This window comes from Pseudarthrobacter humi (assembly GCF_024294965.1).
GTDB classification, from domain to species: domain Bacteria; phylum Actinomycetota; class Actinomycetes; order Actinomycetales; family Micrococcaceae; genus Arthrobacter; species Arthrobacter humi.
Window position 1 is genome coordinate 85087 of record NZ_JANCLV010000004.1, and the last position, 16089, is coordinate 101175.

The following is a 16089-nucleotide window of genomic DNA, read 5'->3' on the forward strand; positions in this document are numbered from 1 at the left end:
GCTGAACCGGCCCGGGCTTGTCCGCGGTTCCCTGCCTTGAAGGTTCGGAACCGCGGACAAGCCCGGCTTTGCAGTCAGTGGACCGGTTGCAGCCAGGTCAGTATTGAGCCGTCCTCTTCAATCAGGTCCGCGAGCTCGCCGTTGAACCGGGCGCCGTAGTCCGCGCTGATGTGCTCCTGGAAAGCGGCATCGTCCTCGTAGACCTCGAAAACGAAGTACTCACGCGGATTCGCTTCCCGGGTGTAGGGCAGGAACAGCTGGTTCCCGGGTTCCCGCCGCACTTCCTCGGTCAGCTCGCGCATCATTTCTGCCACCCGGTCCTCGCTGCCGGGCTTGACGGTGAATTCGGCGTAGAGCGTTTTTGTCATGATGTCCCCTCTGGATTTCTTGGATTTGCTGGTGGTTGGGTCTGCTGGTGGTCGGTTTCCGGGTGGTTGGTCTGCCGTTTTCAGCCAGCGGGCGGCGGGAGCTCTCCGGAGCCGCGCTGGATGAGCTCGGACGGAACAACGTAGGTCTGCGGTGCGCTGCTGTCGCCGTCGATCCGGGCGAGCAGACGTTCCGCGGCGAGCTCGCCGATCCGCTCGGGGTGCTGCGCAATGACCGTGATGCCGGGCTCCATCATGTCCGCCAGCGTGAAGTCGTCAAAGCCCACCAGTGCCACACGGCGGCTGGCACCAAGTTCCTTCAAGGCGCGCATGACGCCGAACGTGACGAGGTTCTGGCTGGAGAAGATGGCCGTCGGCGGGTTCTCGGCCTTGAGGATCTCAAGAGCGGCCTTCCGCGCTGATTCCTCATCGTGCAGTCCCTCCCGGATCGGAACGGCGGCCGTCGGTTGCCCGGCCCGGCCCAGTTCCTCGATGAAGCCGCGCCGCCGTTCCCGGGCGGTCTGGATGTCCGTGCGGTCCCCCAGGTATGCCAGCCTCGTGTGCCCGTGAGCCAGAAGGTGGGCAGCCGCCCGCGCTGCGCCAACGGCGTTATCCGTCACGACGGCGTCGGCCTCGATACCCACCGGCTCGCGGTCGATGAAGACCATGGGAAGGTCCCGGGAGTGCTCCGGAATGGCGTACGCCTGGCTCCTTGCGATGGGGGTCAGGACCAGGCCATCCACGCGCCGGCCAAGGAACGCGGACACAAGCGCCTTTTCCCGCTCGGGGTCATCGTCCAGGCTGGCGGCGAACACGGCAATCCCGCGGGCCGCCAGGGTGTCTTCCATTGCCCGGTGGATCTCGCTGCTGAACGGGTTGGCCACGCTGGGCAGAAGCAGCCCAACGGAGAGTGTCTGGCGTCCCGTGCGGCGGAGGCTTCCCGCCGCCATATCCAGCTGGTAGTTGAGCTGCTGCGACGCGCCGAGAACCCTCTGCCGGGTGGCCTCGGAGACACCCGGTTCATCGTTCATCACCCGGGAGACGGTCTTGATGCCCACCCCGGCCAAGGCGGCGACATGGCGCATGGTGGGCCGATCCTTAGGCGGGGCCGCTTGGTAACGATTAGACATCGTTGTCATGACTTCGTCCTTCATCATCGAATTTACCTTGACTCTACCGTGTGACGCTGATTACATGATGCCTGACATCGTTGTCAGGCACGGGATGTGCCACGAACCCAGGAGATTCAATGTTGACTTCTAAGACACCGCGCACCATCACCCGCCGCCTGGTTGCCGTGGGCGCCGTCCTGACCCTCGGAACCCTGAGCCTCGCGGCCTGCGGCGGAAATTCCCCGTCCACCTCCGGCACCGACTCCGGCGAAAAGGTGGGCGTGTCGCTGATCGTCAAGACCACGTCCAACCCGTTCTTCGTTTCCATGCAGGAGGGCGCCAAGAAGGCAGCGGAGGCAGACGGCGTTGACCTGAAGCTCGCCGCGGGCAAGGCCGACGGCGATGAGGACACCCAGATCCAGGCCATCGAAAACGCCATCTCCAAAGGCGACAAGGGAATCCTGATCACCCCCAACGGCCCGTCCGTGGTGGACGCCCTGAAGAAGGCCAAGGACGCCGGGCTCTTTGTGATTGCCCTCGACACGCCGCCTGACCCGGCCGACGCCGCGGACATCACCTTCGCCACGGACAACTTCGCCGCCGGAGAGCTGATCGGCAAATGGACCGCCGCGCAGCTGGGCGGCAAGAAGGCCACGATCGCCCTGCTTGACCTGTTCGACGACAAGGTTGTCTCCGTTGACTACAACCGCGATCAGGGCTTCCTCACAGGCCTGGGCATCGACACCGCGGACGCCAAGAAGAACGGCGACGAAGCCAAGACCGGCAAGTACACCGGCGGCAAGGGCGGCGACTACGAGATCGTTGGCAGCCAGGCCTCCCAGGGTGCCGAGGACGGCGGCCGTACCGGCATGGAGACCCTCCTGTCCAAGAACCCCAACATCAACGTTGTCTACACCATCAATGAACCCGCCGCAGCGGGCGCGTATGAAGCCCTGAAGTCAGCCGGCAAGGAGAAGGACGTACTGATTGTCTCGGTAGACGGCGGCTGCGCCGGCGTGGACAACGTGAAGTCCGGCGTCATCGGCGCCACCGCACAGCAGTACCCGGTCAAGATGGCCGAAATGGGCGTGAAGGCCATCGTCGAACTTGCCAAGACCGGCAAGAAGCCTGCCAACTCCGAGGGCCTGGACTTCTTCAACACCGGTGTTGAGCTGGTTACGGACAAGCCCGCAGACGGCGTCAAGAGCATCACCACTACCGAGGCCAGCAACATCTGCTGGGGCAAGTAAGAGGGCGGAACGATCTCAGGAGAAACCGTGACCCAGCAACAGACCGCCGGTCCGCCCGCCGCGGGGAAGCAAACCGACCTGGCAGAAGAATTCCTGGACCGCAGGACGCCGCTCAGCCGGATACGCAACATCCTCCACCGCTACCCCGCCGTCAGCCCCGCACTCGTCCTTCTTATCGCCGTCGTCGTGTTCGGGCTGCTCAATGACAGGTTCCTGCGGGTTGAAAACCTCTCGCTGATTACCCAGCAGGTGTCCGTGGTGGGCACCCTGGCCATCGCCCAGACGCTCATCATCCTCACCGCCGGCATCGACCTGTCCGTCGGAGCCGTCATGATCCTCTCTTCCATGGTCGTGGCCCAGCTCGCCGTCAACAACGGACTGCCGGCACCCGTTGCGCTGCTCGCAGGCCTGGTCGTCGGACTCGCCGCCGGCGCCGTGAACGGGTTCCTGGTCACCAGGTTCCGCCTCCCCCCGTTCATCGTCACCCTGGGCACGCTCAACATCTTCATCGCGCTGACGCTGCTCTACTCCAACGGAGCGACAGTTCGCGGCTCGGCAATGCCGGACCTGCTGACCTGGACAGGAAGCACCTTCCCGGTGGGCCCTGTGCGGATCTCCACCGGCGTCGTCGTGATGCTGCTTCTCTACATCGCCATCGCGTTCATCCTGGGCAAAACCGCCTGGGGCCGGCACGTCTACGCCGTGGGCGACGACAAAGAAGCGGCCCGCCTGGCCGGCATCGCCGTGAACAAAGTCCTCATGAGCGTCTACCTCGCCGCCGGCGCCGTCCTGGCCATCGGCGCCTGGATCCAGATCGGCCGCACCAACGCAGCCAGCCCCAACGCTGGCGTGGACCTGAACCTCGACTCCATCACCGCCGTCGTGATCGGGGGGACCAGCCTCTTCGGCGGGCGCGGTTCGGTGTGGGGAACCCTCCTGGGCGCCCTGATCGTCGGCGTCTTCCGCAACGGACTCTCCCTTGCCGGCCTGGACGTGCTGTACCAGACCCTCGCCGTGGGCGTCCTCATCATCCTCGCTGTGTCCATCGACCAGTGGATCCGAAAGGTGAAGTCATGACCGCGTCCCAGCTGGAATCCGCCGGCACCGAGGTCCGCCAGCCCATCCTGCAGGCCAGGAACCTCGTCAAGACCTTCGGCCGGGTGGTGGGTCTCGACGGCGTCAGCCTGGACCTCTACCCCGGTGAAGTCCTGGCGATCATCGGCGACAACGGGGCAGGCAAATCCACCCTGATCAAATGCCTCACAGGGGCAGAAGTCCCCGACTCCGGCGAGCTCTTTGTGTCAGGACAGCCGGTGCACTTCAAGCGACCGCAGGACGCCCGGGTCCACGGCATCGAGACCGTCTACCAGAACCTGGCGGTTTCCCCGGCCCTGGACGTTGCCTCCAACCTGTTCCTGGGCCGGGAGGAACGCCGTGCGGGACTCCTCGGGAGCGTGTTCCGGATGCTGGACACCAAAGGCATGCGCTTGAAGGCCAAACAGGAGTTGACGCGGCTCGGAATCTCCACGCTCCAGGACGTGACCGTGCCGGTGGAGAACCTCTCCGGCGGCCAGCGCCAGGCTGTCGCAGTGGCCCGCGCCGCGGCGTTCGGTTCAAAGGTAGTGGTGCTGGATGAGCCGACGGCGGCCCTCGGCGTCAGGGAGTCCAACCAGGTCCTGCAGCTGGTCAGGGACCTCCGGGACCGGGGACTGCCCGTGATCCTGATCAGCCACAACATGCCGCACGTGTTCGACGTGGCGGACCGGATCCACATCCAGCGCCTGGGCAAGTGCGCGGCCACCATCACCCCCCAGTCCCACACGATGACCGATGCGGTGGCCATCATGACCGGTGCCGCCACAGCCTGACCCAGCACCACTGACCTGCGCCACCCGGTTCACCCCGAACCGGTTGATCCCCAACCCGACGCCGTCTCCACCCTCCGTCCGCGGGCCTGCACCAGGCCCGCGGACGGCCCCATGAAAGGCTCTTCCGTGCACAGCAAATCCCCCAGCCCCGCGTCCGCAGCTCGCCCGGCGGCCCCTGACGTCGTCGTCGTCGGCGAAGCGCTCGTCGACGTTGTCGCCTCAAGCAACGGCCCCGTAGAGCATCCAGGTGGCTCGCCGATGAACGTGGCCTACGGCCTGGGACGACTCGGCGTATCCACCGCGCTGCTGACGTCGCTGGGCGCAGACGCCCGCGGCGAGGCGATCGAAGCGCACCTGCGAAGCGCCGGCGTCGAACTCCTACCAGGCTCAATGTCCGCTGCGCGAACAGCGTCCGCCACGGCAACCCTCGCCGTGGACGGCTCCGCCACCTACGACTTCGACATCAGCTGGGAACTGCCTGCAGCGACCCCCGCCCACCTGCCCAAAGTTCTCCACACCGGATCCATCGCCACCTTCCTGGCGCCGGGCGCGACGGCGGTGCGGGCACTTCTGGAACAGTCGCACCGCGGTTGCCTCGTCACCTATGATCCGAACATCAGGCCCGCATTGCTGGGCAGCCAGGCAGAGGCCGTGCGGATTTTCGAGGACCTGGTTCCGCTGACGGACGTGGTCAAGCTCAGCGATGAGGATGCCGCATGGCTGTACCCCGGAGTCGGCCTTGAGGACGCGGCAGAACGGATCCTGCGGCTGGGCGCGGGACTGGCAGTGGTCACCCTCGGCGGAGAAGGTTCATTGTTGGCGACGCCCGCCACACAGCTTTACATTCCGGCCATCCGGTCCACGGTGGCGGATACCATCGGCGCCGGTGATTCGTACATGGCAGCCCTGATCTGCGGCCTGCTGTCGCGGCGCACCGAGGGTCTGGGACAGGACGTCCTGGCCACGATCGGGCACTTGGCGTCGAAGGCGGCAGCCATTACCGTTCGCCGTCCGGGCGCTAATCCTCCCACGGCCGTGGAGCTGGCTGCGGACCTGCCGGGGGCGGAAGTGATCCAAGGAACGAAGGCTACTGCCGCCGTCGTGGTCTGAGGAACTGGTGTCCGGCGGCAGCCTCCAGGGCGAGGGCGTCGTTGAGCCCGAAGACGGCGTCGAACGGAACGCCGCGCTCCAGGAGGCCGGCGACGGCGACTGCTCCCCCGTCGCGGCGCCATTCATCCGGTGCCACCAGGGCCGGGTCAAACGGGACACCGGTGTCCTCCATAACCGTTGAGCCGCAGACCGGCCGAGCCCGCTGATTCGCCAGGATGGGCGCCGAGCACGGCAATACGACGGCGGCCTCCCGCCAACAGGTGGGCGGTGAGGGCGTGGGCGGCGTCCTGGTTTTTCATGGTGCCAGGTCCAGCCGGGGATCCGCCAGGTGCTCCCCGAGCAGCACCACCGGCTTGCACGTTCGACACGGCCTTTAACGACACCCCGGCGACGCGCGTCACATCGTTCATGGTCACTGCCATGAGCGGTCAGCCTTTGGCAGCCTTGGCCGCCGCCTTTGCTGCCTGCTTGCTGGCCCGCACCTTGGCTAGCGATTCAGGACTCACGATGTCGGCAACCGAAAGGAAGGCATCCTCCTGGCCGTAGTGGCCGGCGGCCTCGCGCCAGCCAGGTGCGTTCAGCCCGCGCTGCTTTCCCAGGAGCGCAAGGAAGATCTTTGCCTTCTGCTCCCCGAATCCTGGCAGTGCCTGCAGGCGGCGCAGCACCTCTGGGCCGTCCGGGTCGCCCTTGGTCCAAATCAGCGTTGCGTCGCCGTCCCAGTCATGCTGCACCGTCTCGGCAAGCGCCTGGACGCGTCCAGCCATCGAGCCGGGGAACCGGTGCACCGCGGGCCGTTCCTTGAACACCTCGACGAACGCCTGGGGTTCGTACGCGGCAACCGCAGCCGGGGCGATGGACCCGATCCGGGACCGGATCTTCTCCGGCCCGGCAAAGGCGGATTCCATGGTTACCTGCTGGTCCAGCAGCATGCCCGTCAGCAGCGCAAACGCGTCATCGGTCAGCAGTTGGTCGGCGGCCGGGTCGCCGGTGATATGCAGTTCCATGGTCCTCATCTTTCCACCTCCCGCGGCCTGCGTCATGACCTGCAGTTTTGTCCATGCTCATGGTGATCGTGCTAGAGGGGGAGAATCATCAGCGCGGAGTTGCGTAGTTCCTCCGAAAAACCAAGTACTACCTAATTTGAAAAACAAGTACCGATTACGCGGTTGCCGGGGACCCTGCCGGAACTACCTTCGACTAATGAGTTAAGACTCGAAAACCGCACTGGTTTGGATGTCTCACTAGGGGGTTGTGGGAAGGATGAATACACGACTCGACAGCCGCGTTTTCCCGCTCCAAGGGGTCCGGGAAATAAGCGGGGCCGGCGACGAGGAGGTCTTAGAGACCAAGGCCTCTCCCCCAGCCGTCGCCGGCCCTTTGTCCTCCACGCTTCACATTCATCCAACGTTTCCAATCAGTTCCTGGTGTCCCGGCGGGAGGCCGACGTGAAGTATTCCCGGTCCGAGGCTTCCCAGGCACACGCGTCGGCGGGCAGGAGGCCAGCGCCCGCTCATCCAGCCCAGCACACCACCCAGCATGCAGCTCCGCATCCGGGGCCGGCGGCAATCCCGGACCGCAGGCCCAACCCGGCACCGGGCGATCGTCCTGGCGCGGAACCGGCAGCCAAGGCGTTCCCCATCGGGCTGGTCGGCGCCGACGGGCTTATCCCCGATTTGGTCACCGGCGCGAAGGACCTGTCTGGCTCCCTGGAGATCCTGGCCCACCTGGGAGCGGCCACGCTGAGCCGGCTAGCCGGCGTTCCCATCGAAAGCGCCGTGGCCCTGGTCCGGGCCAAACGCTCCAGAGCCACCGCTGGAACCGGCACGCGGACCGCGACGTTGGCCCGGCTGGAAAATGAGGTCGGCGAAGGCCCCCTGACCGAAGCCCTCACCGGCACAGGGACCGCGGCCATGAACCATGTGGCCTCCGACTTCCGCTGGGGACTCTACAGGCCGTACTTGCAGGACGCCGGGTTCGACAGCGTCCTGGGCCTGCGGCTTTCCCTGGATGAGGGCACCGAGGCCGCCCTCGCCTTCTTCGCAGCCAACCCCCAGGCGTTCCCGCAGCACGTCATCGCCGAGGCCCGCAGTTTCACCGACCTCGCGTCCCGCGGCCTCAGGCTGGCCCTTGAGTTGGAGTCGGCCACTACCAGGGCGTCGGACCTGCAGTCAGCCTTGGAAAGCCGGACGTCCATCGACATTGCCTGCGGCGTCATCATGGCGCAGAACAGGTGCTCCTACAACGACGCAATTGCCATCATCGCCAAGGCATCCAGCCACCGGAACATCAAACTCCGCAAGGTGGCTGAGGGCATCCTGGCGAACCTGCCGGGCGGAGCACCGGACACGCATTTCGAGCATTAGGCTTCCCTTCGGGGCCGAGGCACCTAGCCCAGCTTGGGAAGTCCGTCGATCACCCGCTCCGCGATGTCAGATGACGACAATTCCTCGGTGTCGAACTGGACGTCATGGGCAATGTCCGGCCGCGTCTGCTCGAACCGCCGGTACATTCGCTGGAGAAATTCCGGGTCCTTTGATAGCCCACGCGTCGGGTCTTGGATGACCCGTGCCAGGGCGGTTTCATACCTCGCTGTGATCAGCACCTTCCGGACGCTGACATCCGGGCCAACGTGACGCATGATCTGCTCGATCTCCTCAGGTGTTGCAGGCCCCTCGGCGATCACGGTCGGGATCGGCTTTTCCAGCCAGGCACCAACAAGCTGCCCGTGGACCTCGTGTGCCCAACTCCAGTCGGTCAGTGTCGGCAAGGCCATCTCGGCGACGGTGTCCAGACCGACCACGGCCACCGCCTCGCCGCTGCTTCGCAGCTTGTCAGCGAGAGTATCGGCCAACGTGCTTTTGCCTGAGGCGATCGGTCCGATGATGAGCACGAGGCGGCGCACGGGGACGGCGATGTCTGGAAGAGGATGTGCATTCATCTCCCAAGTGAATGCGCCGCGGCCCGGGCCTGCAACTCAGATACCCGGACCGCAGCTAGCCGTTGGCGGTGCCCAAGGCCCGGTGAAAGCGCCGATTGGCCTGTTCGATCGCATCTTCAAGAGCGGGTGGGTCGGCGCGGAGGCCTGTGATGAGCTCGTCTACGTCACGTAATCCGGCGCGTTCCAGAAGCCGTTTCTCGTTCGTGACCCACTCACCGCGAGCAGCCAGTACAGCGTGGGCGGTCATCATTGCGGATGTGGCAAGGGCGCCGGCCAGCTCCGTCAGCTTCCCGGCGTCGACGTAGGCAGCCCGCGCGTAGTGCAACGTGAGGTCGGCCCGGCCGCGCCAATCAAGCGACGCCGTGTCCCGGAGGCGCTGTGAGTATGCCGGATGGGGCAGATCCCCCCGCAGGACGCGATTCATCGCGAGTTCGGCGACTACCAGATAGCTGGGGATACCGGCCAGGTGGAACATGAGGGGCTCGATGTGAAAGCGGCCCTGCTGGGCCTCGGCCAGCTCATATTCGACAACGTGCAGGTCTCGGTAGTGGACATCGACCCGACGGCCCTCGATTTCAAGCCAGGCTCCGCCGTTGAAGACACCGCCACCCCAGCCACCTATTTCTGAGACCGTTCCTTCCCAGCCGAGGGCCCGCAGGTCGGCGGGATCGAACCGGTCCCTGTAGTAAAGGGCGAAGTCCCAGTCGCTGCCAGGCCCATGGGTGCCGGATGCTCGTGAACCTCCGAGCGACACCGCGAGCACTCCGGGAAGGGCGGCAAGCTGATCGGTGACGTGGTCAACGAACGAGGAGTCATCCACGAGGGCACGGGCGCATGTGTGTGGTTTCGGCGGCGTCAAGGAGGTCCAAGTAGGCACCCTTTACGAGCGCGCCGTCCTCAATTCCGAACGCAGCTAGGAGTCGGTGTGCTTCTGACACCGCGGCGTCAGGCTCCAGCGTGTCTCCGACCGTGACTTCCAGTTCCAGGAACTCACCCAGTCCGTGGACGCGGTCGAGGTGGATCCGGGTCTGACCGAGGCGAAACACCGTGCGGTGCTTTCGAACTCGCCCAACTTCGCCATAGGCATCAGTCAGGACTGATCGGAGCCCCTCTGGGTCTGAAGTTTCCGAATGGACATAGAACGAAGGCTTCGGGCCGAGTTCGTCTGCCCGGCGGTAGTAGATCAGCAGGCCGCGGCCATCGCGGAGAACCCGAAGCTTGAGCCGGCCGTTGGGGCAGGAGAAGAACGTGTCGTTCTGCACAACATGCTCCGGTCCTGCGTCTGCCAGTGACGCGACCACCGGCAGCAGCTTTTCGAGACTGTCCACGCGCGCTTTGATTTCGATGTTCGTCGGCATGATTCCACTAGACCACGTCGCGGCCCTCCCACGAGATCACCCACGCGAGCGGCGCCACCGACCCTTGTGTGCATGCCCTCGCTGCCGCTGCATTGGTCGCTTCGGTGGTTCTGGCTGCGCCATTATTCAGTACCTGTTTGGCTGCTGTCGCTGCTGCCGCCTCTGTCCCGCAGTTGGGCGCCTTATCAGCGGCTCGTTGGAGCCGCCTCGTGGATAGGTCGCAACTGACGGCCGCATTCTCCTTGGAGGCCGTAGCGAATAATGTCGCTTTCCTTGCCGGACCCGCCTTGGTGGTTTTGATAGCCGCCTATGTCCATCCCATCGCAGGGTCGGTTTGCGCAGCTGCATTGATCGTCCTCGGCGGGCTCGCTCTTGCGGCCCAACGAACGACTGCGCCGCCGTTTGGCACGCATCCACCGGCAAGGGTCCTCGACAGAGGAAGCCTAGTCCCCAGCCTTTTTCACCCTGTTGGCGCTGAATATTGGCTTGGGAATGTTCTGTGGCCAGACTGCTCGGCGGGCTTATCAGCAGCACCCGACGGTGGAAGCGTCGACCCGAGCGCCTCCTGCTAGGAATCGCGGTCTACTTCGCGGCCACAACGGCCATCCTCACGGTGACGGACGCAGTATCGTCCCTCGCCGGGCTCCTGGTCCTGGTCGGTATAGCGATCGCACCCATGATGGTGCTGTCCTCAGCCCTCACCGAACGGAAAATGGAACCACGGATCTTGACCCAGGCCTTCACCGGATGAACTTCCCGCGGCCGTGAGTAAGCATTGGTGTCGCGTCCGTACCAAGCTCAAGCTGGAGCGGCTCACGTCCCACACCTTCCGGAAGAGCGTCGGCGCCGACCAACCAGGCCATGCCCAGTTGTCCGTGACCACGGACGTCCACGTTGGCCGGAAGTGGCTGCACACGGAAGTCGCTGACGTGCTGGACAACAAAGTCGGGTGAGCGTTCAGAACAATTTTTCTTCTTGGGTCGATTCGCTAGATTCGCTAGCCGGGGATTCGTCTTCTACGAGGAGCTGCATATAGCGGGTGTTGATAAAGAGCCGCTCGCGTCCGACCTTCACATCGACAAGGACGTTGTTGTCCTTTAGAGCGTTAAGCCAGTTGGTCGCGGTGGGCCGGGAGACGCCACAGACTTCCATGACGTTCGAGATTCTGCAGTAGGGCTGCTCGAACAGTACGTCAAGTAGTCCCACGTGGCCACCGCCGGAAATTGCTTGGCTCATCTCCAGCTTCATGATTCCCTGAAGAGTCCTGATGGCATCGATCTTTTTCAGGGTTGAGATCGATGTTTGCCGGACGCCTTCGAGCATGTACAGGATCCAGTCAGTCCATGCTTCGTCGGCGGTGACGGCGAGTAGCTTCTTGTAGTAGTCGTTCTTGTTCCCAATGATGTACCTGGACAGGTATAGAACAGGTTGGCTTAGCAGCCCGGCGGCCACGAGCATCAAGACGTTGAGAACTCGCCCCGTTCGTCCGTTGCCGTCTTCAAACGGGTGTATGGCCTCGAACTGGTAGTGAGCAATTGCCATCCGGACGAGTGGATCGTAGCCAGCGCTTGAATTGACGAAGAGCTCCCAGTCGCCGAGCTTGGCGTCAATGACTCCGTAGCCCTCAGGAGGAGTGTAGACGGCCGTTTGGGTATCGGGGTTGCCGATAAAGGTTCCATTCCCGCTGCGCAGGTCCATCGTGTGCATCTTGATGATTGAACAAACTTCACGGGCCGTGTTGGTCGTTACGATCCCTCTGCTGGTGACGCTTTCGAAGCCCTCGAACAGCGCTGTGCGGTATCTCAGCGCCTCCCGCGTCGCGGGGTTCGCTGAGGATTCATCTTGGGCGTGCATGAATAGCTCATCGGTAGTGGTCACAATATTTTCCACTTCCGAGCTCGCTTGCGCTTCGAGCAGCGGTATCGCATTTATGAGGACCGAGGGGTTGGTCATTGACAACGTCGCCTGGTTCAATGCAGCCAGAGCGGCCCTCGCTTCGATGGCCAGCTTCAGGACGGCAACAGTTTCCACCTCGCCCTTGGGCGGTAGCGGCAGTAGATCGTTATGCGGTTTCTTGGGATCCCAGGGCGACATGGAAAGAAACTAGCAACGTATGGCATGACATGTAAAGAAAAGGCCATTTTTTTTACATGTTTTGAGGATGTGCAAAGAAAGATGCATGGCTTATCCACAGGGCGGGCCGTGGTATAGGCGACCAAAATGAACCATGCGTGGCGGGCTGGCACCCATGACGCAACGCACCCTCTAGGCACACTTCAACGAATTAGTTTGGGTTTCCGTTGGGTTGGGGCCCTAAAACACAAGCAGGTCAGGGGCAATGTGCCTCTGACCTGCTGCGTGGGTGGGCCCTGTGGGGATCGAACCCACGACCCACGGATTAAAAGTCCGATGCTCTACCAACTGAGCTAAAGGCCCCAGCCGACGGTCAAACGACCGATCAGCCCAGTCCATTTCTGGACGTAAAATACTTTACCCCACACACGGGGCGGCTTTGACACGCAAGTTGTCCGCCGCCGTCGTATGTTCCGAATTCCGGACAGCGTTACACGCGCTGGCAAGGTCCATCCTGGCTGCAAACAGTACTCGATTTCCCGCGCGGCACAGGAGTAGCGTGGGGGGCATGAGCGAACAAGCAGGACCCAGTCATTACGGCGGAGCCAACCGGCATCACAAGCCCAAGCCGTTCGCCCCCATCGACTTTGAGCCGTTCGCAGGCGGCCCCGATCCTGCGCGCGTCTCCGAGGCGGCCCACCTCGCCGCGCAGGCACTGGTACGCCACGGACGCGACAGCGACGATCCCGTCATCACCGAACGCCTGGTCAAGCTGACCGACGAGCAGGGCCTGGAGGCCATCGCGGAGATGTGGGCGGAAAGCCCGGCGCGTTCGCTGCCCGGCGCCCTCTGGCGGCTGTACGCCCTGCGCGCCGCCACCGTCCAGGACCCCGAACGGATCTCCGTGTACTTCCGGGCAGGCAAGGACACCGCGCAGGTTTCCAACGTGGTGGCCGGCGCCGCTGAACCGCCGGGAGCCGAGGAGATGCGGACCATGGCTGACGCCATTCTCTCCGGAGCGTTCGACGGCGAGTTCGACGTCGCGCTGGAACGTTCCGCCGCGTTCTGCCGCGTGGTGGCGCTGGGCCAGGCGACGATCGCCGACGGTGCCGAGCTCGGCAACGAGGCCCACGCAAGCAAGCTCACGCGCAACTCGCACCAGCTCGTGAAGACGGCCGAGGACCTTGAACATGCGGCAAACGCCTGGCGGCTGGGCGAGCTCGACTGAACCACCGGCGCCGATCTGTCAATGTTGACTTGGGCCAAGCAACGTAGAACACTGAAACTGGTGTCGAGCCGCGAAACCCCCGGGCTTCAACAATTAGCCGCCTAGAGCGGCCTACCGCCGAGAGGCGTATCCGGTTCGGCACCATTTTTTTGCGCCTGTTTACAGGCCGCGGCAACTGGGCCGGTAGTATCAACATCAGCTGCTGGCCCGCGTCAAGTTACAAGTGGGCGGCCCCCGACCCCTGCACATCCCCGGAGACCGGTACCCAACGTGAAGCTGCGCCTTTTTCCCCAGGAGCCCGCAGGGCTGATCCTGCTGTCCCAGATGGCCCAGCAAATTGTGCATGCCAGCGCCACCATGGCAGAGATCCTTGGCGTACCTGCCACGGAGCACGCCAAGCTCGTGGACGACATGCACAACCACGACGCCAGGTCCGGCGAACTGCATTTTGCCTTGCTCACCCACATGCGTTCGAGTTTTGTGAACCCGCTCCCCCGAGAAGACATGTACGCGCTGTCCCGCTACCTCAACGAAGCCCTCGAGAAACTGGACAGCGCGGCGGAACTTGTTTTCCTGTACCAGCTGGACCGCCTGCCGCGGCGGGCCGCCGACCAGCTCGAGATCATCAGCCGGCAGGCCGAGCTCACAGTGGACGCCATGCGCCGGCTCGACAACCTCGACGACCTCGAGGACTACTGGATCGAGATCCTCAGGCTCGCCAAACGCGCGGAACGGACCCACCGGGTCTGGGTGGCGGACATGATCCGGGACATGAAGTGGGCGCAGTATTCCCGTAACCGAGACGTGGCCAACCAGCTGGTGGAAGTCACCAAGGACATGCGCCGCGTCGCTACCCAGGTAGGCAGCATCATCGTCAAGGAATCCTGACGTGACAGCAGTAATTTTCGGAGTTGTGGTCCTGCTGACCGCAGTGTTCGCCTTTCTTAACGGCTTCAGGGACGTCTCCACATCCATTGCGCTGGCTGTTCGCACCAGGGCGCTCACACCCAGCGTCGCCGTGCTGCTGGCCGCCCTCTTCAATTTCGTGGGCGCCTTGATCAGCTCCACTGCCGTGGTTGCCATCAGCCACACGTGGATCGACTTGCCCGATGGCGAAAGCGGCCTCAGCATCTTGGTGGCAGCCCTGGCCAGCGCCAGTGCATGGGGCCTGCTGATGTGGTGGCGCGGCATCCCGGCTTCATCCACGCACGCCCTGGTGGGCGGGCTCGTCGGGGCAGGGCTCGCCAGCTTGGCCGTGGGCGGGGCGGGAGTGGGCAGCGTTGACCAATCCCTGCTGGTCCAGGTCATCCTGCCGCTGGTGCTCTCGCCCGCCGTCGCTTACATTGGCGCGTACCTGCTGGTATTCCCAACGACCTGGGCGGCGCGCTACGCCCAGCCGAGCGTCATCAACCAGCGCTTCCGCCGCAGCCAGGCCATCGCGGCAGGGGCCGTGGCATTCGGCCACGGCATGCAGGACGGCCAGCGTGTAGGCGCCGTGCTGCTCCTGGCCCTGGTCGCGGCCGGGTACGCCGACGGCGAGAGTATCCCCCTGTGGGTGGCATTGGTATCCGCCCTGATGATCACGGCCGGAACACTCTTTGGCGGCTGGCGGATCTCGCACACCATCGGCTACAAGATCACCAGGGTGGACCCGTTGCGGGGCTCCGTGGCCCAGACCTTCAGCGGCGTGATGCTGTTTCTCGGGGCGATTGCGTTGCAGTGGCCCCTCTCCACCACCCACACTGTCACCGCGGCCGTGCTGGGTGCCGGCGAGAACCAGCACTTCTCAGTCACCAACCGGAAACTGGTCATGCAGATCCTGGCACTGTGGGTCCTGACGCCCGCGGCAGCCGCAGCAGGGGCCTTCGTGCTGGCCCTGGCGATGTCACCTTTGGCGGGCTGAGCGCAAGCCTTAAACGCCGCAGGGACTAGCCGAAGCGGCCGGAGACGTAGTCCTCGGTAGCCTTCACGTTGGGGTTGTTGAAGATGGTCTGGGTGTTCCCGTATTCGATCAGCTTGCCCGGTTTGCCGGTACCGGCAATGTTGAAGAACGCCGTCTTTTCCGAAACGCGGGCGGCCTGTTGCATGTTGTGGGTCACGATCACCACGGTGTACTGGTCCTTCAGATCGTTGATAAGGTCCTCGATGGCCAGCGTGGAGATCGGGTCCAGCGCGGAGCACGGCTCGTCCATGAGGATCACCTGCGGTTCCACCGCAATGGCACGGGCGATACAGAGTCGCTGCTGCTGGCCGCCTGACAGGCCGGATCCTGGCTTCTCCAGGCGGTCCTTGACCTCGTTCCAGAGGTTGGCGCTCTGGAGGGACCTCTCTACGAGGACGTCGGCCTCGCCCTTGGAGATCTTCTTGTTGTTCAGCTTGACGCCGGCCAGCACGTTGTCGCGGATGGACATCGTGGGGAACGGGTTGGGCCGCTGGAAGACCATGCCGATCTGCGAACGCACCGTCACGGGGTCCACGCCGGGGCCGTAGAGGTTGTCGCCGTCCATCAGGACTTCACCTTCGACGCGGGCGCCGGGCAGAACCTCGTGCATGCGGTTCAGGGTGCGCAGGAACGTGGACTTGCCACAGCCTGAGGGACCGATGAAGGCCGTTACGGACTTGGCCTCGATGTTGATGCTGACATCCTCCACGGCCAGAAAATCGCCGTAGTACACGTTCAGGTCTTTGACGTCGATGCGCTTAGACATGGTGTTCCTTCACTTGCTGGGTACGGATTGAAGTCTAGGGTTTGGCCGCGAGGACCGGAATGGCCTGCTGAAAAAAATT

18 protein-coding genes, 1 tRNA gene and 1 pseudogene are annotated in these 16089 nt (G+C 64.1%); 10 read left to right on the plus strand and 10 right to left on the minus strand.

The genetic code is table 11. The features are described from left to right. Positions 1 to 74: 74 nt before the first annotated feature. Together NFC73_RS07545 and NFC73_RS07550 are read right to left on the minus strand one after the other, a co-directional pair. A complete protein-coding gene (locus tag NFC73_RS07545) occupies positions 75 to 368 on the minus strand; it encodes a putative quinol monooxygenase (RefSeq protein WP_254748994.1) in 294 nt (97 codons plus the stop codon). Positions 369 to 448: 80 nt separating this feature from the next. Beyond that, the gene (locus NFC73_RS07550; protein WP_254748995.1) at positions 449 to 1450 is read right to left on the minus strand and encodes a LacI family DNA-binding transcriptional regulator; all 1002 of its coding nucleotides are present in this window, start codon (positions 1448 to 1450) and stop codon (positions 449 to 451) included. Between the two features lie 164 nt (positions 1451 to 1614). On the opposite strand from NFC73_RS07550, the gene NFC73_RS07555 reads away from it, so the two are divergent. The 4 genes from NFC73_RS07555 to NFC73_RS07570 all read left to right on the plus strand — a co-directional run bounded on the left by NFC73_RS07555 (position 1615) and on the right by NFC73_RS07570 (position 5705). Beyond that, on the plus strand, positions 1615 to 2727 hold the full coding sequence (locus tag NFC73_RS07555) for a substrate-binding domain-containing protein (RefSeq protein WP_254748996.1): 1113 nt from the start codon (positions 1615 to 1617) through the stop codon (positions 2725 to 2727). Between the two features lie 27 nt (positions 2728 to 2754). Next, the gene (locus NFC73_RS07560) at positions 2755 to 3804 is read left to right on the plus strand and encodes an ABC transporter permease (protein ID WP_254748997.1); all 1050 of its coding nucleotides are present in this window, start codon (positions 2755 to 2757) and stop codon (positions 3802 to 3804) included. Next, a complete protein-coding gene (locus tag NFC73_RS07565) occupies positions 3801 to 4595 on the plus strand; it encodes an ATP-binding cassette domain-containing protein (RefSeq protein ID WP_254748998.1) in 795 nt (264 codons plus the stop codon). Before NFC73_RS07560 ends, NFC73_RS07565 begins: the two co-directional genes overlap by 4 nt. A 126-nt stretch (positions 4596 to 4721) precedes the next feature. Next, positions 4722 to 5705 carry a carbohydrate kinase family protein gene (locus NFC73_RS07570; protein WP_254748999.1) on the plus strand — a complete coding sequence of 328 codons (984 nt, stop codon included), beginning with the start codon at positions 4722 to 4724 and terminating at the stop codon, positions 5703 to 5705. Positions 5706 to 5724: 19 nt separating this feature from the next. Here the strand turns inward: NFC73_RS07570 and NFC73_RS07575 are convergent. Together NFC73_RS07575 and NFC73_RS07580 are read right to left on the minus strand one after the other, a co-directional pair. Continuing rightward, a pseudogene (locus tag NFC73_RS07575) lies at positions 5725 to 6060 on the minus strand (LacI family transcriptional regulator); the annotation flags it as partial. A gap of 73 nt (positions 6061 to 6133) precedes the next feature. Next, positions 6134 to 6718, minus strand: coding sequence for an HhH-GPD-type base excision DNA repair protein (locus NFC73_RS07580; protein WP_254749455.1), 585 nt, complete (start codon positions 6716 to 6718; stop codon positions 6134 to 6136). Between the two features lie 432 nt (positions 6719 to 7150). On the opposite strand from NFC73_RS07580, the gene NFC73_RS07585 reads away from it, so the two are divergent. Further along, positions 7151 to 8068, plus strand: a complete 918-nt coding sequence (locus tag NFC73_RS07585; RefSeq protein ID WP_254749000.1) for an ANTAR domain-containing protein — start codon at positions 7151 to 7153, stop codon at positions 8066 to 8068. A gap of 23 nt (positions 8069 to 8091) precedes the next feature. Here the strand turns inward: NFC73_RS07585 and NFC73_RS07590 are convergent, their stop codons facing one another. Genes NFC73_RS07590 through NFC73_RS07600 form a run of 3 tightly spaced genes read right to left on the minus strand, consistent with a single transcriptional unit; the run spans position 8092 to position 10001 of the window. After that, a complete protein-coding gene (locus NFC73_RS07590) occupies positions 8092 to 8643 on the minus strand; it encodes an AAA family ATPase (protein ID WP_254749001.1) in 552 nt (183 codons plus the stop codon). 55 nt (positions 8644 to 8698) lie between these two features. Beyond that, entirely contained in the window at positions 8699 to 9463 is a 765-nt protein-coding gene (locus NFC73_RS07595) for a nucleotidyltransferase domain-containing protein (RefSeq protein WP_254749002.1), read from the minus strand. Then, on the minus strand, positions 9456 to 10001 hold the full coding sequence (locus tag NFC73_RS07600) for a class IV adenylate cyclase (protein ID WP_254749003.1): 546 nt from the start codon (positions 9999 to 10001) through the stop codon (positions 9456 to 9458). Before NFC73_RS07600 ends, NFC73_RS07595 begins: the two co-directional genes overlap by 8 nt. A 499-nt stretch (positions 10002 to 10500) precedes the next feature. On the opposite strand from NFC73_RS07600, the gene NFC73_RS07605 reads away from it, so the two are divergent. Beyond that, on the plus strand, positions 10501 to 10752 hold the full coding sequence (locus NFC73_RS07605) for a hypothetical protein (protein WP_254749004.1): 252 nt from the start codon (positions 10501 to 10503) through the stop codon (positions 10750 to 10752). A gap of 13 nt (positions 10753 to 10765) precedes the next feature. Continuing rightward, entirely contained in the window at positions 10766 to 10954 is a 189-nt protein-coding gene (locus NFC73_RS07610; RefSeq protein ID WP_254749005.1) for a hypothetical protein, read from the plus strand. Positions 10955 to 10958: 4 nt separating this feature from the next. On the opposite strand, the gene NFC73_RS07615 is transcribed toward NFC73_RS07610, so the two are convergent. Both NFC73_RS07615 and NFC73_RS07620 read right to left on the minus strand, forming a co-directional pair. Continuing rightward, on the minus strand, positions 10959 to 12095 hold the full coding sequence (locus tag NFC73_RS07615) for a Fic family protein (RefSeq protein WP_254749006.1): 1137 nt from the start codon (positions 12093 to 12095) through the stop codon (positions 10959 to 10961). 269 nt (positions 12096 to 12364) lie between these two features. Continuing rightward, positions 12365 to 12437: transfer RNA gene (locus NFC73_RS07620), tRNA-Lys, on the minus strand. A gap of 205 nt (positions 12438 to 12642) precedes the next feature. On the opposite strand from NFC73_RS07620, the gene NFC73_RS07625 reads away from it, so the two are divergent. From NFC73_RS07625 to NFC73_RS07635, 3 genes are all read left to right on the plus strand, one after another. Then, positions 12643 to 13302, plus strand: a complete 660-nt coding sequence (locus NFC73_RS07625) for a hypothetical protein (RefSeq protein ID WP_056347859.1) — start codon at positions 12643 to 12645, stop codon at positions 13300 to 13302. A gap of 270 nt (positions 13303 to 13572) precedes the next feature. Then, positions 13573 to 14190: a DUF47 domain-containing protein gene (locus tag NFC73_RS07630; RefSeq protein WP_254749007.1), complete on the plus strand. Its 618-nt coding sequence runs from the start codon at positions 13573 to 13575 to the stop codon at positions 14188 to 14190. A gap of 1 nt (position 14191) precedes the next feature. Next, positions 14192 to 15205, plus strand: coding sequence for an inorganic phosphate transporter (locus NFC73_RS07635; protein ID WP_254749008.1), 1014 nt, complete (start codon positions 14192 to 14194; stop codon positions 15203 to 15205). A gap of 25 nt (positions 15206 to 15230) precedes the next feature. Here the strand turns inward: NFC73_RS07635 and pstB are convergent, their stop codons facing one another. Then, positions 15231 to 16010 carry a phosphate ABC transporter ATP-binding protein PstB gene (pstB, locus tag NFC73_RS07640; RefSeq protein WP_058930354.1) on the minus strand — a complete coding sequence of 260 codons (780 nt, stop codon included), beginning with the start codon at positions 16008 to 16010 and terminating at the stop codon, positions 15231 to 15233. Positions 16011 to 16089: the final 79 nt, after the last annotated feature.